The 19,700-nt window shown below is 46.5% G+C and carries 20 protein-coding genes and 2 tRNA genes; 9 read left to right on the top strand and 13 right to left on the bottom strand.

Annotation, left to right across the window (positions count from 1 at the left end):
- The first annotated feature begins 334 nt into the window (after positions 1–334).
- From H8710_RS13065 to H8710_RS13055, 3 genes are all read left to right on the top strand, one after another.
- Positions 335–928, top strand: coding sequence for a nucleoside recognition domain-containing protein (locus tag H8710_RS13065; RefSeq protein ID WP_249296285.1), 594 nt, complete (start codon positions 335–337; stop codon positions 926–928).
- A 1-nt stretch (position 929) separates the two neighbouring features.
- Entirely contained in the window at positions 930–1,448 is a 519-nt protein-coding gene (locus H8710_RS13060; RefSeq protein WP_249296284.1) for a spore maturation protein, read from the top strand.
- Between the two features lie 47 nt (positions 1,449–1,495).
- A tRNA-Ala gene (locus tag H8710_RS13055) sits at positions 1,496–1,571 on the top strand.
- A 98-nt stretch (positions 1,572–1,669) separates the two neighbouring features.
- On the opposite strand, the gene H8710_RS13050 is transcribed toward H8710_RS13055, so the two are convergent.
- From H8710_RS13050 to H8710_RS13015, 8 genes are all read right to left on the bottom strand, one after another.
- Positions 1,670–2,587, bottom strand: a complete 918-nt coding sequence (locus tag H8710_RS13050) for a dihydrodipicolinate synthase family protein (protein WP_249296283.1) — start codon at positions 2,585–2,587, stop codon at positions 1,670–1,672.
- 18 nt (positions 2,588–2,605) lie between these two features.
- Positions 2,606–3,055: a NanQ anomerase/TabA/YiaL family protein gene (locus H8710_RS13045; RefSeq protein ID WP_249296282.1), complete on the bottom strand. Its 450-nt coding sequence runs from the start codon at positions 3,053–3,055 to the stop codon at positions 2,606–2,608.
- Positions 3,052–4,677, bottom strand: a complete 1,626-nt coding sequence (locus H8710_RS13040; protein WP_249296281.1) for an FAD-binding protein — start codon at positions 4,675–4,677, stop codon at positions 3,052–3,054. Before H8710_RS13040 ends, H8710_RS13045 begins: the two co-directional genes overlap by 4 nt.
- 1 nt (position 4,678) lies before the next feature.
- Positions 4,679–5,695 (bottom strand): ABC transporter ATP-binding protein, encoded by a 1,017-nt coding sequence (locus H8710_RS13035; protein ID WP_249296280.1) that lies wholly within the window; start codon positions 5,693–5,695, stop codon positions 4,679–4,681.
- A 114-nt stretch (positions 5,696–5,809) separates the two neighbouring features.
- Positions 5,810–6,835, bottom strand: coding sequence for an ABC transporter ATP-binding protein (locus H8710_RS13030; protein ID WP_249296279.1), 1,026 nt, complete (start codon positions 6,833–6,835; stop codon positions 5,810–5,812).
- Between the two features lie 12 nt (positions 6,836–6,847).
- Entirely contained in the window at positions 6,848–7,735 is an 888-nt protein-coding gene (locus H8710_RS13025; RefSeq protein ID WP_249296278.1) for an ABC transporter permease, read from the bottom strand.
- An 18-nt stretch (positions 7,736–7,753) separates the two neighbouring features.
- Complete coding sequence (locus tag H8710_RS13020; RefSeq protein WP_249296277.1) at positions 7,754–8,713, bottom strand: ABC transporter permease; 960 nt, start codon at positions 8,711–8,713, stop codon at positions 7,754–7,756.
- Positions 8,714–8,814: 101 nt separating this feature from the next.
- On the bottom strand, positions 8,815–10,395 hold the full coding sequence (locus tag H8710_RS13015) for an ABC transporter substrate-binding protein (RefSeq protein ID WP_249296276.1): 1,581 nt from the start codon (positions 10,393–10,395) through the stop codon (positions 8,815–8,817).
- Between the two features lie 267 nt (positions 10,396–10,662).
- Between H8710_RS13015 and H8710_RS13010 the strand changes: the two genes are divergently transcribed.
- Positions 10,663–11,520: a MurR/RpiR family transcriptional regulator gene (locus H8710_RS13010; RefSeq protein WP_249296275.1), complete on the top strand. Its 858-nt coding sequence runs from the start codon at positions 10,663–10,665 to the stop codon at positions 11,518–11,520.
- A gap of 105 nt (positions 11,521–11,625) precedes the next feature.
- Here H8710_RS13010 and cysS read toward each other — a convergent pair whose 3' ends face one another.
- Positions 11,626–13,053: a cysteine--tRNA ligase gene (cysS, locus tag H8710_RS13005; protein ID WP_249296274.1), complete on the bottom strand. Its 1,428-nt coding sequence runs from the start codon at positions 13,051–13,053 to the stop codon at positions 11,626–11,628.
- Between the two features lie 278 nt (positions 13,054–13,331).
- Between cysS and H8710_RS13000 the strand changes: the two genes are divergently transcribed.
- The 3 genes from H8710_RS13000 to H8710_RS12990 all read left to right on the top strand — a co-directional run bounded on the left by H8710_RS13000 (position 13,332) and on the right by H8710_RS12990 (position 15,708).
- Entirely contained in the window at positions 13,332–14,612 is a 1,281-nt protein-coding gene (locus H8710_RS13000; protein ID WP_249296273.1) for a serpin family protein, read from the top strand.
- 405 nt (positions 14,613–15,017) lie between these two features.
- Complete coding sequence (locus H8710_RS12995) at positions 15,018–15,341, top strand: hypothetical protein (RefSeq protein ID WP_249296272.1); 324 nt, start codon at positions 15,018–15,020, stop codon at positions 15,339–15,341.
- Positions 15,342–15,486: 145 nt separating this feature from the next.
- Positions 15,487–15,708, top strand: coding sequence for a hypothetical protein (locus tag H8710_RS12990; protein WP_249296271.1), 222 nt, complete (start codon positions 15,487–15,489; stop codon positions 15,706–15,708).
- 96 nt (positions 15,709–15,804) lie between these two features.
- Here H8710_RS12990 and yfcE read toward each other — a convergent pair whose 3' ends face one another.
- Both yfcE and H8710_RS12980 read right to left on the bottom strand, forming a co-directional pair.
- Positions 15,805–16,341 carry a phosphodiesterase gene (gene yfcE, locus H8710_RS12985; protein WP_346727120.1) on the bottom strand — a complete coding sequence of 179 codons (537 nt, stop codon included), beginning with the start codon at positions 16,339–16,341 and terminating at the stop codon, positions 15,805–15,807.
- A gap of 25 nt (positions 16,342–16,366) precedes the next feature.
- Positions 16,367–17,740 (bottom strand): TrkH family potassium uptake protein, encoded by a 1,374-nt coding sequence (locus H8710_RS12980; protein ID WP_249296287.1) that lies wholly within the window; start codon positions 17,738–17,740, stop codon positions 16,367–16,369.
- 191 nt (positions 17,741–17,931) lie between these two features.
- On the opposite strand from H8710_RS12980, the gene H8710_RS12975 reads away from it, so the two are divergent.
- Positions 17,932–18,006, top strand: a tRNA-Arg gene (locus tag H8710_RS12975).
- Positions 18,007–18,121: 115 nt separating this feature from the next.
- Positions 18,122–18,571, top strand: a complete 450-nt coding sequence (locus H8710_RS12970) for a zinc ribbon domain-containing protein (RefSeq protein WP_249296269.1) — start codon at positions 18,122–18,124, stop codon at positions 18,569–18,571.
- 50 nt (positions 18,572–18,621) lie between these two features.
- Here the strand turns inward: H8710_RS12970 and H8710_RS12965 are convergent, their stop codons facing one another.
- On the bottom strand, positions 18,622–19,320 hold the full coding sequence (locus tag H8710_RS12965) for a YjjG family noncanonical pyrimidine nucleotidase (protein ID WP_249296268.1): 699 nt from the start codon (positions 19,318–19,320) through the stop codon (positions 18,622–18,624).
- Complete coding sequence (locus H8710_RS12960; protein WP_249296267.1) at positions 19,313–19,699, bottom strand: hypothetical protein; 387 nt, start codon at positions 19,697–19,699, stop codon at positions 19,313–19,315. The genes H8710_RS12965 and H8710_RS12960 overlap by 8 nt, the downstream gene beginning before the upstream one ends.
- Position 19,700: the final 1 nt, after the last annotated feature.

Raw genomic sequence — 19,700 nt, 5'->3', positions numbered from 1 at the left:
TCTCGGCCGGTTCAGTCCCTTCCCTTTAGGCGCCTCTTCCCTTTGCATCCCCCGCCTCCGCCGGACATGCCCTCTTCCGAAGCCTTTCTATTATATCATCTCTCTTCCCCTATGTCAAGCGCTTTTTTCGCCTTCACACTGGTTCCCTGAGACATTTTTGCTGCCCCTCTTCATTTTCCCTCGTTTTGCGACAGCTTATCTATAATATCACAGTCTTCGGAGGATGTCAATAGGTTTTTGAAAGATTTTTTGATAAACTTTCAAACTACTACTCATAAACAAAATCTATTCCTACATATGAATATTTTATAGAATACTTAGGAGGACTCACATAATGATGAAGTGGCTTTTCGCTGGATTAATTTTTGTCTCTTTGGTCTTTGGGGTGTTGACGGGAAGAGTAGATGCCGTTTCTCAGGCTGCCATAGAGCAATGTGGCGCAGCTGTGAAACTATCCCTTTCTCTTTTGGGAACGATTTGTTTTTGGAGCGGCATTATGGAAATTGCCTCTGTTTCTCAGTTTACCAAAATACTCAGCAAATTATTCAGGCCGCTAACAAAAATATTATTTAAAGGTCTTGACGCAACTTCTAGCGCTCTGGATGCCATCTGTATGAACATGTCGGCAAACTTTTTGGGATTGGGCAACGCCGCAACTCCTTTGGGAATTACCGCCATGCAGAAACTTCAGCAAATTTCATCCAACAAACAAGTCGCGTCCGATCACATGATCACTTTTGTTGTTCTCAATACCTGTTCAATTCAGCTGATCCCCACAACTATTGCTGCCCTTCGCCTGAATGCCGGCAGCAAAAGCCCAATGGAAATCCTGCCTGCAGTTTTGGTCACCTCAGTAATCTCTGTCACCTGCGCCTTGATTGCTGCTAAAACTTGTAACCGTCTTTTCCCCGTGAAAGCAGGCTGCTGATATGGAATGGTTTGCAAATTTTATATTGCCCGCCGTGATCTGTCTTATCATTATATATGGTCTCTATAAAAATGTAGACGTTTTTTCGGCTTTTACCGCTGGTGCCAAGCAAGGCATTCAAACCTCCATGAACATCCTCCCCTCCTTGATTGCTTTGATGACCTGTATTGGCATGTTTCAGGCATCCGGTGCTCTCGACATCATTACATATGGATTACATCCTCTTACTGAATTTCTCCACATTCCAAACGAAATTATACCATTGGCCCTTCTCCGGCCCTTATCGGGAAGCGGCGCGCTTTCGGTTTTCCAAAACATCTTGAATGAGCACGGTCCTGACAGCTTTATCGGACGGGTCGCAAGCGTCATGCAGGGTTCATCGGAAACCACCTTTTATACCATCGCGGTTTACTATGGCGCAATTAAAATCTCTAAGAGCCGCCATACCGCCGTCTGCTCTTTAGTGGGAGATTTTGTTGGTCTAATTGTCAGCGTAATTATGGTACAAATATTTTTTTGAAAACCCCCTTGAAATTAAAAAATATTTATGGTATACTAATTTGCGTTGGGGGTGTAGCTCACCTGGGAGAGCGCTTGAATGGCATTCAAGAGGTAGTCGGTTCGATCCCGATCATCTCCACCAAAAAAGTCAGTAACTGTTTCGGTTGCTGACTTTTTTATTTTTAGCGCTAACAGCAAAAGAGCCCGCCGTATGGCAGGCTCTTTTCACTTTTAAATCATCTAGCAATACTTTTCGATCGCTTCGTCGATCATTTGCACACATTTCGCCACTTTGGGCATATCCTCCGGAATCAGGTTTGGCAGAGGTTTTCTGACTGTCCCGATGTCCAGATTCTCTCTCCGACGAAGAATTTCTTTCATCACCGCATAGAGATTTCCGTGGCAGGTGCACATAGCGTAGATGATTTCATCAATGGCATACTGCACAGCCTGAGCCCCTGCCATGTTTCCTGCGCGGAATAGTTCATCTGCTTTTAAAAGAAGCTCCGGCATCACAGCATAGGTACCGCCGATCCCGCCGTCTGCGCCGATGGCCCGGCCCGCAATGAACTGCTCGTCAGGGCCGTTAAAAACAACAAAATCCTTGCCGCCTTCCATTTTGAACATCTGGATGTCTTGCACCGGCATGCTGCTGTTTTTTACCGCGACCACCCGGGGATTTTTTTTCATCTCCTTAAAAAGGCTCATGGTGAGGGCAACTCCCGCCAACTGTGGAATATTGTAGATGACGAAATCGGTATTGGGGGCGGCAGATGATATATCGTTCCAATATTGGGCAATCGCATATTCCGGCAGGTGGAAGTAGATGGGCGGAATGGCCGCAATGGCATCAACACCCAATTTCTCCGCGTGCGCCGCAAGCTCCATGCTGTCCTCCGTATTGTTGCAGGCAACGTGGGCAATTACCGTCAGCTTGCCTTTTGCTTCACTCATGACCGCTTTCAGGGTTTCCATCCGCTCTTCCTTGCTCTGATAGATACACTCTCCGGAGGAACCGCAGACGTAAACACCCTTTACCCCTTTTTCAATGAAATATCGAGTGAGTTTCTTGACCCGATCAGCGCTCACCTGGCCGCTGTCGTCGTAACAGGCGTAAAATGCCGGAATAATACCGCAGTATTTTTCATTAGTTTTCATGATTGTCAGACCTTTCTCCTAAATCTTCACTTTTACAACAGCCTTTTGAACTGTCATCGGGCCGCACCGCTGAACTTTTACCATATGCGCTTCTTCCGGAAACACAATCAAAACTTTTTCCGGGGTCATCTTGCAAAGGGTTTCCGCTTCTCCCTTGTAGCCGATAAAATCCGCTTTGGGATCCCGTTCGGTTTCCCGGAGAACTTTCGGTGCCGAAATACCGATATTTTCCTCCCCGGAAATAAGAAAATGGATATCCGCATATTCTTCATGGGCCTCAAAAAAAGTTTTCTCCCAGGGCAAAGTCTCATATTCAAAACAGTTGATATAAACCTTCTCCCCGTCCACGTCGTTTCGCCCTGGCTGGAGTGCTTTTAAATCGCTTTGCTGCAAAAAGCGCAAGGCGGTATCCAAATTTTCGGATATCCCGTAGTAACGGGAAAGGTCACTGAAATCCGTATAAATCATCCTATTTCCCTCCTCTCAAATTCTTGAGGTTCGAAACCGACCCGAAAGCCGCCTTCCCGCCAGCATATCTGTATTCTCCGTCCAAAATTCGCAGAAAGTTCAGGAAAATCCTTTCTGTAGTGGGAGCCACGGCTCTCGCTGCGCAAAAGCTCTGCCTGAAGGATCGCCCTAGCCAAATGGAGCTGTCCCCACAATCGTCTGGAAGCCGCTGCCGCCTTAGGGTCGGTTGTAGGTTTTTGGATACATCTCTCCATCAATGTGTCGATAGACTCCACTGCATTTGTGAGTGCTTTACCCTCCCTAACCACCATTGCCGCCCCAGTCATGATCGTCTGCATTCCCTTTCGAATAATCTCCCTCTTAGGAATCTCCCAAAAATCAAAGTAACAGTATTTGGTTTGATCTACGCCGGTTCTTTTGGCATAATCCGCCGCTGATTTCCCCGCTCTTCCACCAAACACCAGCCCATTGGCAGTGGACAATCCGCCGAGCCGGTCCGCGCCGTGCATCCCCCCGGTTACTTCTCCACAGGCGAACAGTCCTTTCACTTCGGTAGACGCGTCCTCTCTGATGCGAATACCGCCGTTTGCCGCGTGGGCAAACATGGAAATCGTGACTTCGTCGTCGATGGTCAAATGCTTTTGCTCCCAAAGCCAGTCAAAGTAGGTTTTGATGAACTCCGGCATATGGTTCCGGATTTCTGGCTGGTACTCCACTTTGACTTCTCCCTCTTTCACCAGGGCGAAATCCACCTCCCGAGAAGGCAGCCGCGATGTAAAAGGCCCATGAGTTGAACGTTCTATGAGAATTTCCCACTGATTCGGAAATTTTTCCAGCAAATTATTTCCTTCCTGCCCGTACAAGCTCACAAACCGAAAAGCCTTCTCATTAAAAATTGTCTTGGAGCAGGGGGTCACATAACCAGGCATCATCTGCATAAACTCCATGTTGATAAGGGTACAGCCGCTTTGCAGTCCAAGCCACTGGCCCATTCCCGTTACGTCATTGGTTGTAAGCCGCCGTTCAAATAATCCGCCGTATCCGCCGGTCGCCAACACCAGTGCCTTACAGCCAAACCACTGGATGCCCTTCCCTTTTTGGAAAACTACTCCACCTGTAATTTGACCGTCCCTTTTGGTGATCTCTAAAAGCTCGCTGAAAGGCATCTGCTCCACCGTTAATTCGCTGAGCCTTTTAGAAAATACCTCTTTTGCGCTCTCGAACAAAATACCGTGCCAAGCCCGATGCTTATGGTCGAAACAGGGAATAAAATCCTTCTCATTTTGCTTTTTTGCTTCCTTGAGCCGAATTCCCATCCCCTTTATCTCAGAGATGGCCGGCCCGATGCCGGAAACAAAGCTGCGCACCAACTTTTCATCCGCCATACCGCACCCGACTTTGAGGATGCTCTGTACCAAATCTTCTTCGTCGGCAGGGCTTTCCGGCCCGATGAGCCCCAACCCCCAGGTGCCGGGATAAAAGCTGGAACCGGAAAAAATGGGACCTCCGCTTAAAAGCAATACCGAACACCCGGCCTCCCCCGCTTTGATCGCAGCGCGGATGCCGGCAATGCCGGCCCCTACCACAATTACATCAAAATTTTTTGATTTTGAAAGCCGCATCTTACGACTCCCGCTCCACCTTGTCGTCATACAGGTGGCAAGCGACCATATGGCCCTCCTTACCGCGGTGAAGCATGGCGGGATCCACCGTTTTGCAGATTTCCATGCAGTTGGGACAGCGGTTGTGGAATGCACAGCCCGACGGTTTGCGGATTGGGCTGGGAACCTCTCCTTCCAACACCTGACGCTTTTTCTCGTTGTGAATATCCGGCACAGGGATCGCCGACAGCAGCGCCTTGGTGTAAGGGTGCAGAGGCTCGTCGTAAAGCGCTTTGGAATCGGCCACTTCGACGATTTTCCCCAGATACATGACCACAATGCGGTCGGACATATACTGAACCACCGACAAATCATGAGCGATAAACAGATAGGTGAGATTCAGTTCTTTCTGGATATCCTTCATCAGGTTTAGAACCTGCGCCTGAATCGAAACATCCAGCGCCGATACCGGCTCGTCGCAGATGAGCACGTCTGGCATGACTTCCAGTGCTCTGGCAATGCAGAGCCGCTGCCGCTGACCGCCGGAAAACTCGTGGGGGTAACGCATCAGATAATCGGGCTGAATGTTGACCATTTTGAGCACCTTCTGCATGGCTGCTTCCCGCTCTTCCTGGGTTTTGATGCCGTGGACTTTTAAAGGCTCCTCGAAGGAAGTGTAAATCTTTTTCTGAGGGTTCAAAGCCGAATAAGGGTCCTGGAACACCATCTGGACTTTTTTGCGGAACTCAAACGTCTCGTGTTTATTAAATTTTGTCACGTCCTTAAACTCGCCGTCGTAATTGTAAAGGACTTTTCCGTCGGTGGGTTTTTCCAGCATCATGACGGTCTTTCCCAAAGTGGACTTGCCGCAGCCGGACTCGCCGACAATGCCTAGAGTCTCTCCTTTATAGACATCCAGGCTCACGTCGTCCACCGCCTTTACATGGCCGACAACTTTTTTGAAAGCTCCCTTGGTGATTGGAAACCATGTTTTCAGATTTTCTATCTTAAAAATTACTTCTTTTTTCTCAGCACTCATTTCAATAACCATTCCTTTCTGGGAATTGGGCTGTTTTTGCGGCTTCGCCGCAAAATTGTCGCCGCCGTATTGGCGGCAAAAGCACAAAACCGGGTTTGAAAGTTTGCTTTCAAACTAATCCACCTCCGGAAAGGTATCGTATCTCAGGCAGCGCACCCGATGGCCCGGTGCTATTTCAAAGGCGGGGATTTTGCCCTTCCGGCAACTTTCCTGCGCGTAGGGACAACGGTCTGCGAATTCGCAGCCTTCTTTTAAATCCGCCGGATTGGGCGTTGCGCCAGGGATCGTCTCCAGTTTCTGTCCGTCTGCCAATCCCAGCACCGGAACGCTTCTCAAAAGCGCCTGGGTGTAAGGGTGGGCCGTGTGGTCAAAAATATCTTCGAGGGTTCCGAATTCCACTACCCGGCCCATGTACATGACGCAGACTTCGTCGGCCATTTCTGCCACCAATCCCATGTTGTGGGTAATGAGGATAATGGATTTTCCCTCGTTAATCTGCAAACCTTTCAAAAGTTCCATAATCTGCGCCTGAATGGTCACATCCAAAGCCGTTGTCGGCTCGTCGCAGATGATGAGTTCGGGGTTACATATCATGGCGATGGCGATGACCACCCGCTGCTTCATTCCGCCGGAAAACTCATGGGGATAGCAATTGATACGCTCCTCGGGATCGGGAATCCCCAGCTTCCGAAACATCGTGAGCACTTTTTCTTTTGCCTCTTTTTTGCTCATACCGGTATGCTGGATGAGGCCCTCCGCCACCTGATCCCCTACTTTATAAACGGGGTTTAAGCTGGACATAGGGTCCTGAAATACCATGGACATATCGGGGCCTCGAAGAGCCCGCATTTCCGGTCCGTTTGGCTTTTTGATATTTTCCAAATGGTGTTCTATAATTTTTCCGTCTTTTAAAGCGTTATATTGAATATTTTCAGCGGATACCCTAGCGTTTGGGCCGGTAAACCGCATGATGGAGTTCATGGTAACGCTTTTGCCGCAGCCGGATTCACCGACCACAGCCAAAGCAGTGCCCCTCTTTAACTGAAAGGACACGTCTTTGACAATGCGGACTTCCTTGCGGTCGGACACAAAGCTGGTGTTCAGCTTTTTGACATCTAATATGATTTCTCTGTTATCCATACTGCCGCCTCCTTACTGCTGTTTGGGGTCGAGAACGTCCCGCAGGCCGTCGCCCAAAAAGTTGATGGCAAGGACAAATAAACTGATGGCAAGGCCCGGGAACACCCAGATCCACCACTGGTCGGTAACGACCGAAACAGACTTCGCCGCGTTGAGGATATTTCCCCAGGTAGGGGTGGTGTCCGCAACACCCAGTCCGATAAAGGACAGGGCCGCTTCCTGCAAGATGAAGAAGGCAACGTTCGTCGTCGTCGACACAATAATGGGACTCATAACGTTAGGCAAAACCTGCTTGAACATGATGTTTGACTTGCTCATGCCGAAGGCTTCACAGACTTTGACGTAGGTCTCTCCCTTGAGGCTCAAAAATTCATTTCGCACCATACGGAAAGTGGTCATCCACCCGGTGATGACGAAGATGAAGAGCAGATTGCCAAGTCCACGCTTATTGAGGATTGCAACCAGCATCATAACCAGAACGAGCTGGGGAAAAGCCTGAAAAATTTCCGAAATACGGACGATAACTTTATCAACCCATCCTCCGAAATAGCCGGAAATCGCGCCCAAAACCGCGCCGATGACCGAGCTTAAAACGGCGCAGAATACGCCGATCAGAATCGAGAAACAGCCGCCGTACAGCACACGGGCGAACAAATCGCGTCCGATGGTGTCGGTTCCGAAGGGATGCCCTGGCATGGGGCCGGATTTCATGGAGGTCAGATCGGGGGTGGCGTAGTCCACGCCCGCAATGGCGCCGATGACGCAGGCCAGCGTCATAATCACAACAACGATCAGACCGAACAGCGCCAGCTTGTTGTTCATGAATTTTCGGATATTGCGTTTCAGCAAAGAAGAGGAAGCACTTTTATTCTGGGCTTTGATACTTACTTGACTACTCATAACTCTTTCCTCCTCCCGTTATTCTCCCAACCGGACGCGGGGGTCCAGCAGGGCGTTTAATACGTCCACCATAAACGAACAAATCAGCATGGCGGCCGCGATAATCAGCGTTGTAATCAAAACCACCGGGTAATCACCGGAAGTGATGGCGTTTGTCATAGTGAGCCCGATACCCGGATAAGAAAACACGCTCTCAATGACGACGGAACCGCCGATCAGCATGGGGATACGGAACATGACAATGACCAGCACCGGTTTCATGGCGTTGCGGAACCCGTGCTTTAAGTAGACTTTCCACTCGGGGATTCCTTTGCTGCGTGCTGTTTTGATGTAATCGCTGCTTAGCACGTCCAGCATGGTGTTTCGGGCATAGCGCATCAACACCGCTACCATGCCGATGGTCAGCGTGAGCACCGGCAGGAACAGGTGGATAAATCCATCCCAGAATGCGTTTGTCGCTCCGGGACTCACCCGGTTTGCCGCCGGAAACCAGCCAAGCTTAATGGAGAACACCTGAATCAGGATAATACCGACCAGAAATTGCGGAACCGCCTGGCCCAGAACGGCAAAAACGCGGCCGACGTAGTCGACGATGCCGTTTTGACGGATAGCGGAGACGATACCGATGCCGATGCCGATAATCGCCGAAAGAATCAACGAATAACCGGCCAGTTCCAGAGTATAGGGCAGACGGACAGCGATGGTATCGGCGATAGGGGTACCGCTGAAGGAATAGCCCAGATCGCCAGTCAGGCAATTCCCGAGCCAACGGAAATATTGTATAATAAGGGGGTCATTTAACCCCAGCGACTCTCTCAGCGCATCAATGTTTCCGGCGTTTGCAGATAATGTTTCCGGGCTGACCATAAAGTTGATGGGGTCGACACCGGTAGCCTGTAAGCCGAAGAAAACGATAATACTGATGAGAAGCAGCATGGGGATCATGAGAGCCAGTTTCTTTAAAATAAACTTTAACATGTTCTCACTCCAATCCAAACAGAAAGGGAGAGCCGCAGGGCAAAGGCCTACGTCTCTCCCGCATGGGTTCGCTTATTCGTAGGGGTTTTATCTGTAAGGTTTTATGCGATTTCCCAATTGGCGAAATCCAAGTCACAGCTATAGAGCGGATTGCAGAATTTCACACCATCGGGCAATTTCAGGCTGTTGCTGAGGAACACGTAGTTTCCTACGGTAAAGACCGGAACTTTATAGACCTTCTCCTGTTCCAAAGCCTGCAATTCTTTCAGGACTTCATTGCGTTTGGCTTCGTCGGTTGCTGCAAACAGCTCGGTGACAAGACCGTCAAAAGCGGTATCTCCGCCGAAGATGTTGGCGAACAGGGCGTCAGAGCTCAGATACTCGGTATACCACTCGTCGATGGAGAAAGCTGATTTTCCTTTAAAGCCTAAATCATAGTCACGGGTGGTAAACAAGTCGGTGGTGCCGTCGTTTGACAGGGTGGACTCCACTTTGAGGCCGGCCTGCTCGAGATAGTAGGTGACGGTGTTGATCAGGTCGATGCTGGTCTGGTCGTTATTGTAATAGCAAATCTTAAAGGTGCGGTTAAAATCGTAACCGGCAGCCTGGAGATCGGCTTTCGCTTTTTCGGCGTCAAATTTGTACTCAAAACCGTTGTAAGCGTCATAACTGTTGGGAACACCAGAACTCAGTACTGTAGCGCTGGGATAGAGGGTGGATAGCGTCGCCCGATCAATCGCCTCGATGACCGCTTTGCGGACAGCTACATTCTGCATAGCAGTGTTTTCCTTGCCGTCTACACCCTTCATGTTGAAAATGAAATATTTGTAGAAGAGAACATCAACTTCATTTGCAGTGTAGTTGGGCATTTTGCTCAAAGCTTCTACCATATCGGTAGCGTTTCCATAAAGGTAATCGGCCAGGCCCGACTGAGCGGCGGTCACATAATCGGTGACATAGGAAACAGTGACTTTTTTGATTTTGGGAGCAGTTCCCTCATAATTTTCGTTAGGTTTCAAAGTGAAGTAGTTACCTACCTTGAATTCATCGATGGTATAAAAACCACTGGTCACAGGATTCTGCCAGAAAGGATCCGAATCAATCGACAATGGATCCACGTCTTTTAGGACATGCTGAGGCAAAATAGCAAACTGAGCTAAAACATCGGCCATAGACGCATAGGGATCAGTCAATGTCATAGTAAGAACATTTCCGTCAACCTTCATATCAGCAATTTTGGCAAATGCAGAGGTATAAATTGCGTTTACCGTTGCTGATTTCTGGGCAGTTTCAATTGAGAAAACAACATCTTCTGCTGTCAAGGGCTCGCCGTCGCTCCATTTGAGGCCATCTTTCATGGTAATAGTATAGGTGAGGCCATCGTTGCTGACGGTGTAATCGGCCAGATCCGGTTTTACACTGGTCAGGGTGCTGTCTGCGATAAACAAACTGCGGAACATCAGGTTAGTCGCCAAGTTACGATTGTACCAAGGGGTCGGAACTTTGTCATCAGTGGAACTTCCATCTGCAGTAGACAGAACCAGCTTCAACGAGCCGTCGCTGACTGCAGGAGTGGAGATGCCGCTGCTCTCTGAAGGAGTGTTGTTTTGCGGTGAGCCGCAGGATGCAAGCATGCCCAAAGCCATCGTCGCGGATAACAAAAGTGCAAATAACTTTTTCATGATTCTCTCCTTTGAATAATGAAATTTAACAAACGAACAATTTCCCAACAGAAAATCAAAATCATTTCTGTATCTCATGGCCTAATCATATCACAAATCGAAAATATTTCGCAACATCAATAATATATAAAATTATTTTGATTATTTTGTAATATCTCACAAACTTTTTTCACAACACAAAAAAAAATAGTGCGTTTCGATATTTTTGTGCTATACTGAAGCATGTAAATAAAAACGGTTATTGTAATACAGAAGAGGGATGAAGATATGGCGATTACTATTATTGACAACATGATGCATCATTATAATGATTTCACAAAATCAGAGCGAAAAATAATCGATTTTATTCTCACACACAAAAATGAAGCTCAGTACTTTAGTATTACCGATTTAAGCCATGCATGCAAAATATCTGTTTCTACCATTTCCGTGTTTTGCCGGAAACTGGGAGCAGATGGTTTCAATGACTTTAAACTGGAACTAGCAAAGGCCACCATGCCCCAGGTAGCTGCCTCGTCTCCATCCGCTTTTGGTGAGATTCAAGCAGAGGACACCTTGGAACAGGTATTTGAAAAAACCTACAATGCCAACCAGGAAGCTTTAGCTAAAACCTTCCAGAAGTTAGATCAAGCTGCGGTATCCCAGGCGGTAGATATGCTCAAAGCCGCCGGTCAAGTACTCTGCCTCGGTCAGGGCAACCATTCCATCGTCGCTGCAACAGCCTGGTCTCGTTTCTCCACTGTTTCTTCCCGATTTAAAACTATGGAAGATTCCCACCTGCAAACTATGGCGGCCTCTACCCTGAGTGAACAGGACGTTGTTCTCTTTTTCTCTTATTCCGGCTCTACTCATGACTTTATGGAGTTGGCCAAAATTGTCAAAATTCGCGGAGCCAAAATCATTTTAGTTACTCGTTTTCCCCATTCCCCTGGGGCTGAGCTGGCAGATCTCATCTTGGTTATCGGTACCGACGAAAAACCCCTCTCCTACGGATCCATCGCCGCTATGGCCTCCCAACTTCTTGTTATTGATATTTTGTACAATGAATTTTGCCGCCGGGATTTTGAACAGGCGGAAACTCTTCGGAATTTTGTGGGAAAAGCCTTGGCACAAAAGTGCCTGTAGCCTCCGGTTTTGGTAAATACATATTCCGGTTTTTTCAGTGATATGAAAATACAGAAAAAAAAGAGCAGGTCAAAAGACCTGCTCTTTTTATAATATTTAATCCGATTAGTCATTTTCCCGTTTGCCGTATTGTTTCAACACAATCTTGGACCCCTGGGAACTGTCTTGAATAGCAAAACCCATTTCGCCAATGGCGTCGCGGATCCGATCAGCTTCAGCATAATCCTTCGCCTGTCTCGCCTCCCTACGCTTTTTGAGCAACAGGCTCGCTTCCTGTTTCTTCTGGGGATCAATGCCCTGATAATCCTCCAACAAAGTAAGATTATAGGATGCATTGCGTAAATCGAGGCCCAAAACTTCATCAAGAATTAATGCGGTCTCGATAATATCGTCAGCTTTTTCACCACTGTTGATAAGCGCCCACAAAGCGTCGATGGCCATAGGCATATTGAGGCTATCATCCATCGCAGCCTTAAATTGATCCACGTATTTATTCAGCACCTTGCCGTTATACAGCGGGTGCTTTGCAAAAAATTCCCAAATTTTGACCAGCTCATTCTGCGCATTATGGAGCGTACTCCACCTAAAGTCCAAAGGTTTCCGGTAGTCGCTCTTCAAAAACATATAGCGTAGCGCCAGCGGGCTGTACCCGGCTTCTCTCAGATCATCTAAAGTGTATAGGTTACCCAACGATTTGGACATTTTGGTGCCGTCAACCTTCAGAAATTCAGTATGGACCCAGTAATCCACAAACTTTTTCCCGCTGAAGGCCTCAGACTGGGCAATTTCATTGGTATGGTGAATCGGGATGTGATCGACACCGCCAGTGTGGATATCCACCTGCTCACCCAAATACTTGTGGCACATAGCGGAACATTCGATATGCCACCCAGGGTACCCCACGCCCCAGGGACTATCCCATTTCATAATGTGATTGGGCTTGTTGGTAATCCAAAGAGCAAAATCCCATTGAGATTTTCGCTGTGGGTCTACTGTCACCCTGGCGCCACCCATCTGGTCCTCCAGTTTAAGCCGTGCAAAATCCGCATAGGACGCAAACTTGGCAGTATCGTAAATCAGGCCCACATCAGTGCGGTAGGCATAGCCTTTTTCCTCCAGCCCTTTGATGATTTTAATCATTTCGTCTACATGTTCGGTGGCACGAGCAATAACGGTGGGCCGGCCAATCTGAAACTCCTCCAGATTCTGTAAAAACATCTTCTCATAGTGACGGGAAATCGACCAAGGGGTAGTGTTTTCCTGTTTTGCTTTCACTTCCAACTTGTCCTCACCCTCGTCGGCGTCGGACTGCATATGGCCTACGTCAGTGATATTCATCACCTGTTTAACCTGATAGCCTTGGAATTCCAAATATTTTTTCAGGACATCGCTAGTAAGATATGCCCTCAAATGTCCAATATGGGTGAAAGAGTAAACTGTCATGCCGCAGGTATACATGGAGACATGCTTTTTCTGGGGATCCAGCGGAATAAATTCATCCTTTTCCCGGGAGAGGGTGTTATAAAGATTCATAGTAAGCCTTCCTTTACGATGGTTTTCGGTTTGCCCCGTGGGATCGGGCAGAGCCACAAAACGGACCTATTCCTTTATTTATACGGGCAATTTTTTTGAAAGATGTATAGCCCGCACAGAATTCCCACGAAGTTTTTAAAACGATTCCAAACATATAGAGTTAGTATACCATATCAGCTTGAATAATTCAAGAATGTTCCAGTCTTCTTGCCTTTTTTATGGATATGTTGTTGCATTTTTAAATGAAAAAGAGTATTCCTAATAAAGGAGGGACCCATATGGCGTTTCCGAAAAAAACATGGGGCATTATAACGTGCCTTTTACTCACCGCCGCTTTGAGCTGTTTAATTTTTCTGTTATTTCCGCGTGACAAAGAAGCTTCTTGGAAAGAACAAATTAAAACAGAATCGCTAACGGCACAATACAATGGAAAACAGTCAAAAAGCGTCCGGCTCACCTCTGAATTTGTAACCGCCTCGATGAATTTTGGCTTGGATATGTTAAATTATGAGGCCAACGTAGAAAAACAAAAAAATGTCCTCGTTTCCCCAGCTTCTGCGCTGTTTGCTCTGGGAATGACCGGAAACGGAACCGATGGAGAAACCCGAAAAGAATTCGAACAGGTTTTGGGAGACGGGCTTTCAATGGAAGAATTGTCCAAAAGCTACAGCACCTTACTGCAACAATATAAAAAGATTCCCTCTGAGAAGCTCGTAGTCGCCAATTCTATTTGGCTTAAAGCAAGTGGCACCTCGGTGCTTCCGTCTTTTCTGGAAACCAACGCACGTTATTTCGGGCAGGACATCTATTCCGCTCCATCCTTAAACGATGCTAAAGATGACATTAACTTTTGGGTTTCCCGTCGGACTAACGGACTTATACCCAGGCTATATAATCCTGAACATATCATTGACGACTCAACATTCATGATCTTGATTAACACCATTTATTTCCATATGGAATGGGAACAAAAATTTGATAAGGCCTCAACCACCAAGGCCAGCTTTTTTCCCGCTCCCGGGCAGGAAATTTCCGCCTTAATGATGAACTGCTGCGAAACGGTAAAATACCTGGAACATGATGGAGCTATTGGAATCTTAAAGCCTTACAAAGACGAAAATTTTATTTTTTTGGCAGTTCTCCCGCCACAAGAACAAACGCCGGAAGAATACCTGAAATCCCTGTCAGGCCAAGAATTTCTGGAAAAATTGAGGCGTGCCTCTCCAAAAGAAATATCCCTAACCATGCCCAAATTCACATTGGAGTTTGAAGCGAACCTAAACAAATTTCTGCGTGATGCCGGTATGGAAACCGCCTTTAGCGGCGGTGATTTCACCCAGATGTGTCCTGGCGGCCTTGCCCAAATTGATAACGTCATCCAAAAGACCTATATCGAACTAGATGAAGAAGGGACAGAGGCTGCGGCTGTGACTGCTGTTGAAGTCGGATCAAGCATATCCAGCATCCCCCAAATCACCCTTGATAGACCCTTTCTATACGGAATCTTAGATGATAAAAATTATTTCCCCTTATTTTTAGGTATACTCAATCAACCGTAACCTCAAAGCCGCCCGGCAAAAACTACCGGGTCGTACTTTGCCTTTTCTATCCCCATCTGTTTCAGTAAAGCCACAAAATTTCCAACTAAAATGCCATTTCTATTTTGAATTACAAAATCTTAGAATTTGCTTACAGAACCGGCAATTTTTTTATTACAAGAGGAAAATCAGAGATTTTCTTCCTTAGCCGTAACAAAAATAGCAAAAATGTGCTCGCTGTCATTAAGTAGAATAGTATTTTTTATAATTTACTTTAGGTGTGGTAGAGAATACCGGAGATTCAACTGCCCCCATTTGCATTTTGATATCAATTATAGAAACAAAAACAGCGGCATTGTCGTGACAGATTGTTTAAATCCGTCGGCCTTTTCGCAAATATTACGCTGACTCAAGGCCCGACCGCAGATGTCCCACCACATCGGCCAAACTATAACTAAGCAAATTAGGAAGAAGCTTTATGTAGAAAAGGCAATCTTTTTAATGCGAAGCATTTTCTTATGTATTTTATCTGCTGGATGTGGCAATGACAATATCACAGAACAAGCATTTATTTCTAAATCTTCTGATGGGAATACAGATGTCGGAGGACTGATACCTGACTTGTCAATAGACCAACGATACCATCAAAAATTTTATGGATCCTTTGCTCCAAATCTAACCATATTTGGGAAACAAGATATTCTGGGTTATTTCCCCAGCGGAATCGACGCCCTCTTATCCGGCGACTAGGAACAGATAAACCGCGCCTTCTGCGGCCCACCTGCCTTTATCAACCACGCAGACGCGGAAATTTACTCCATTCATTAACTGGCTGGTAGAACACATTTCGCAGGAGTATATCGACGCTCAGCTTTCTTTGGAGCAGGCGCAAGCAGTGATTAACAAAACAGCCTCCGATGAATTCGGGCTGTGCGGCCTAGCGGAAATCACTCAGAGCAAACTTGTGACCGAGCTTTCTCTTGAACGAGCGGAGAGTTCTTTGGAATCAGAAGAGGTTTATTCAGAGACGGGGACATATTCCCCTGAGTCTGGGAAAACTTCCTCAGAACCCGATTCGGATTTTCCGGAATCCTACGTCATCTCTCCGGTTCAATAGCCTTAAGCCACATATTATTGAAAAATAAAATAGATATATAAAAAATGCGCCTCCACAATATGAAGGCGCATTCTAGTATTTAATGTCTTTATTTTGCTATATCAGCGCATACTGCTGCAAAATAGCTCCTTCCATGTTCTTCATATAAAAAATTCCATCCTCAAACATTATATAACTATTGGGGTTTCCACCCTTAGGCAATGAAACAGACCCGGGATTCAGATACAGATACTCCTCCCTCCGTTCCATCGCCATCAGGTGGGTATGTCCGTGAAGAAGGATACTTCCCTGCTGTAAGGGCGGCGGATTGTCTGCTCCATTACGATGGCCGTGGGTTGCGAATACCATCTTTCCCTCTAACCACAGCACTGCGTAATCGGCAAGGATTGGGAATTCCAGCATCATTTGGTCAACTTCGGCGTCGCAGTTTCCTCGTACGCAAAGGAGTTCTTTCTTTACCGAATTGAGAAGCTTTGCCACGCTTTTCGGATCATACCCTTTAGGCAGATCGTTCCGTGGGCCGTGATACAGAATATCTCCTAAGAGGAGGAGCTTTTCCGCCCCTTCCTCCACATAGCGCCCCAACATCCGCTCGGTGTAAAAACAAGAGCCGTGAAGATCCGACGCAATCATCAGTTTCAAAACAACACCCCATTTGTTATCCGACCCAGATTTTTCCTTCGGGTACCACCTGCCGGGTCAATTTACTGCCGCTGCGGAGAGAAATCGAAAGTGCGAACGCTACTGGTCCCACCCTGCCTAAAAACATGGTGATAATCAGCATAATTTTTGAAATTAGCCCTGCCTGACCGGTGACGCCTACAGAAAGGCCCACCGTACCAAAAGCGGATACCGTCTCAAACAAAGCATTAATGCCGCTTTTGGCGTCTCCTGTCAACAAGAGAATCGCCGTCGTCAAAATAACCAGCATGCCGGCCAAAGAAGCTACTGCCAGCGCCTTATAGACGATGATTTTGTCCACCTTCCGACGCAGCACAATGGTTTCTGTCCGCCCACGAATAATAGAAATAACCGTCATCAGCAGTACCACCATGGTGGTAATCTTCATACCACCTCCAGTAGAGCCCGGGGCAGCGCCGATAAACATGAGCACAATGGAAATCAATTTGCTGATTTCCGTCATGCCATCCAAATCAATCGTATTAAATCCCGCTGTCCTAGTGGTTACCGACTGAAAAAGCGAATGATGTATTTTCCCTAAGATGTCCATATTGCCCATGGTTCTCGGATTATTCCATTCCATAATAAGAAACCCGATAAATCCTACTACAATTAAAATCGCGGTAGTAATTAAAACGATTTTGCTGTGAAGCATCAGTCGTTTCCGGCGGCGGTAATTATAAATATCCTGCCAGACGATAAATCCCAATCCTCCACAAACAATAAGCGCCATAATTGTAAAAGTAACAACTGGATTGTCCTGCATAGAGATAAGGCTTGAGAATTCTCCATTCATTCCCAACAAATCGAATCCGGCATTACAGTAGGATGAAATCGCAAAAAACACTGACATAAACGCCCCGTATGCACCAAAGCGGGGCACAAATTGAGTAAATAGAATCAGCGTCCCCACGAACTCGAAAAGGAAGGTGAGAACAACTACCATCTTGATAAGGTGGGTCGTATTTATATGCTCATCGGAACTTACTGATTCCTGCGCCAAATGGGCGGTGCGCAGCCCCATCTTTTTACCGATGATCAGGTAAAAAAAGCTGGTCAGAGTCACAAGACCCAACCCGCCTAACTGAATTAAGGTAATGATTACACATTGTCCAAAAATGCTAAAATAGGTATAGGTATCATAAACAACGAGTCCCGTCACACAGGTGGCAGAAGTAGCAGTAAACAGAGAATTCAAAAACGGTGTAGCTTCGCCGCTCCGGCTGCAGATAGGCAGCATTAAAAGCAATGTTCCCACCAGAATCAAAATAAAAAAGCTTGAAACGATTACCATCGCCGGGTTGTGGAACAACTTGCTCGATGCGTTTTCATTCAGGCTGTGCTTCGGCATTTTCACTTTATGATCTCCTTCGTTCAACAGATAAAGAATCCATTAAGATGAATTATAGCAAAGTAGCCACCGTTTATCAAGGTATAAAGCAAAATATTTCTACCAAAAGAATAGTTGCTTTTTCCGGCAAAATCATGTATAATGATAAACGTTCTCCTTTTGAAAGACTATTGTAACAATATTTTTAATATGCCCTCATAGTTAAATGGATATAACGGGGTCCTCCTAAGACTCAGTTACAAGTTCGATTCTTGTTGAGGGTGCCAAAACACCTGCTTAGAGGCAGGTGTTTTTATTTTATAATTAGCAACAGCAGGTTGCTTGCCACAGTAGACTCAAGGCCCTATAATAAGGATATAATAAAAGTGAAGGAGGTTTTTTATGGATACCAAAGATATTTTATTCCATATTCGGCAAAAAAATCAGCTGACTCAGGATGAAATGGCCCAGAAGCTCTTTGTCACCCGGCAGGCCGTCAGCCGCTGGGAGCAGGGAGAAACCGTTCCCAGCACAGATATTTTAAAACTTATTTCTAAAGAGTTTGACGTTTCTATCAACACCCTGTTGGGCTCGCCAAGACAGCTTATCTGTCAGTGCTGCGGCATGCCGCTCTACGAGGACGACGTTATCAGCCGGGAACCGGACGGCGCTTTTAACGAGGATTACTGCAAATGGTGCTACACTGGTGGAACCTTTGTGTACCACTCCTTGAAAGAGCTTATGGATTACCTCGTTCCCCATATGGCCGCTATGCATCATCTGGAAGAAAACAAGGTACGAGAATCCTTGGAGGCACAGCTGCCTACGCTGAATTACTGGAAAAATAAATAACCTCCAAAAAGGGACACCGAAAGTTATCGGCGTCCCTTTTTCTTTTGCCACTATAAAATTAGCTGCGATAATTGGCGCAATTTGGAGATCTCATAGGTCGGCATTATTCCCCCGGAAATTTCCTTGCCTTGCCTATTGAACCAACAGGTATCTATTCCAGCATTGATGCCTCCCTGTATATCCGATGAGAGAGAGTCCCCCACAATTAGCGCTTTCTGACGATAAAAATTTGGAATCCGTGCAAAAACATAGTCAAAAAATTCGATTTTAGGCTTTTGGCTCCCAGAATCTTCGGATACAAAAATATCGGTAATTAGCTCTGCCAAAGGGGAAAACGCTAGACGCCTCTTCTGCACTCGCGATATACCATTGGTGACGATATACAATCTGCAATAACTGGATAACTCTCGACAAATGTCCAATGCATCATCCATAAGACATGTCTGTTCCGCCAAATGATACAAATATCGTTCATTGGCGGCCAGCCCATCTCCTTTTATCGAAAGCATCTCAAAAAAACGGGTAAACCGGGTCGCCTGCAGTTCTTCCTTTGTGAGTTCTCCCATCTCATGCCGCCTCCACAGTGCCTCATTAATGTTCCGGTACTGGGCCCGCAAATTTTCATTGCAGGAATGGCCAAAATCTCTTAGCAACTGCTCCAACGCATTTCGCTCTGCCTGTTGAAAATCAAATAACGTATCATCAGCATCTAAAAGCAAAATGGGATACTTAACCGTTCGTTCATTCATCAGATGCACCCTCAGGGTTAGTCGTGACCGGTATGCACAGCAGGTAAGCAGCGTTATAAGGAAAATAAAGATCGCCGCCGTCAGTGTAAACAAAGATGTCTCCCACCGGACAAAAATTGGACTCGCCGTTTTTCTGAGGGATCACGTTATCCTTGATACGGCTCTCTACCGTAATAGTTTGATTCTTCTCTTCAATCGCCTGCACCGACTGATCAGTGACCAAATACAACTGATCGTTATACATAAATAGAGGCGTCCCACCGGAATTCTGTTGAGAAGAACCACTGAACACAGCGTAAAGGCTGCCGCCCAAGGCACCTGCGCCGACCAGAACCGCTAAAACGATACAAAATATTCTCATTGCTACATTTCTTTTCATA

The organism is Fumia xinanensis (assembly GCF_014384905.1).
Lineage (GTDB): Bacteria > Bacillota > Clostridia > Oscillospirales > Ruminococcaceae > Fumia > Fumia xinanensis.
Note: the sequence above shows the minus strand (reverse complement) of the source record. Positions and strands in the feature narration are given on the sequence as shown.

Coding starts and splice junctions, on each gene's coding strand:
- H8710_RS13045 (WP_249296282.1), bottom strand. CDS start 3,055: ATGATTTATACGGATTTCAGTGACCTTTCCCGTTACTACGGGATATCC.
- H8710_RS12970 (WP_249296269.1), top strand. CDS start 18,122: ATGGATACCAAAGATATTTTATTCCATATTCGGCAAAAAAATCAGCTG.
- H8710_RS12965 (WP_249296268.1), bottom strand. CDS start 19,320: ATGAATGAACGAACGGTTAAGTATCCCATTTTGCTTTTAGATGCTGAT.
- H8710_RS12960 (WP_249296267.1), bottom strand. CDS start 19,699: ATGAAAAGAAATGTAGCAATGAGAATATTTTGTATCGTTTTAGCGGTT.
- H8710_RS13060 (WP_249296284.1), top strand. CDS start 930: ATGGAATGGTTTGCAAATTTTATATTGCCCGCCGTGATCTGTCTTATC.
- cysS (WP_249296274.1), bottom strand. CDS start 13,053: ATGAATCTTTATAACACCCTCTCCCGGGAAAAGGATGAATTTATTCCG.
- H8710_RS13035 (WP_249296280.1), bottom strand. CDS start 5,695: ATGAGTGCTGAGAAAAAAGAAGTAATTTTTAAGATAGAAAATCTGAAA.
- H8710_RS13065 (WP_249296285.1), top strand. CDS start 335: ATGATGAAGTGGCTTTTCGCTGGATTAATTTTTGTCTCTTTGGTCTTT.
- H8710_RS13015 (WP_249296276.1), bottom strand. CDS start 10,395: ATGAAAAAGTTATTTGCACTTTTGTTATCCGCGACGATGGCTTTGGGC.
- H8710_RS13030 (WP_249296279.1), bottom strand. CDS start 6,835: ATGGATAACAGAGAAATCATATTAGATGTCAAAAAGCTGAACACCAGC.
- H8710_RS13010 (WP_249296275.1), top strand. CDS start 10,663: ATGGCGATTACTATTATTGACAACATGATGCATCATTATAATGATTTC.
- H8710_RS13050 (WP_249296283.1), bottom strand. CDS start 2,587: ATGAAAACTAATGAAAAATACTGCGGTATTATTCCGGCATTTTACGCC.
- H8710_RS13000 (WP_249296273.1), top strand. CDS start 13,332: ATGGCGTTTCCGAAAAAAACATGGGGCATTATAACGTGCCTTTTACTC.
- H8710_RS13025 (WP_249296278.1), bottom strand. CDS start 7,735: ATGAGTAGTCAAGTAAGTATCAAAGCCCAGAATAAAAGTGCTTCCTCT.
- H8710_RS12980 (WP_249296287.1), bottom strand. CDS start 17,740: ATGCCGAAGCACAGCCTGAATGAAAACGCATCGAGCAAGTTGTTCCAC.
- yfcE (WP_346727120.1), bottom strand. CDS start 16,341: ATGATTGCGTCGGATCTTCACGGCTCTTGTTTTTACACCGAGCGGATG.
- H8710_RS12995 (WP_249296272.1), top strand. CDS start 15,018: ATGTCCCACCACATCGGCCAAACTATAACTAAGCAAATTAGGAAGAAG.
- H8710_RS13020 (WP_249296277.1), bottom strand. CDS start 8,713: ATGTTAAAGTTTATTTTAAAGAAACTGGCTCTCATGATCCCCATGCTG.
- H8710_RS13040 (WP_249296281.1), bottom strand. CDS start 4,677: ATGCGGCTTTCAAAATCAAAAAATTTTGATGTAATTGTGGTAGGGGCC.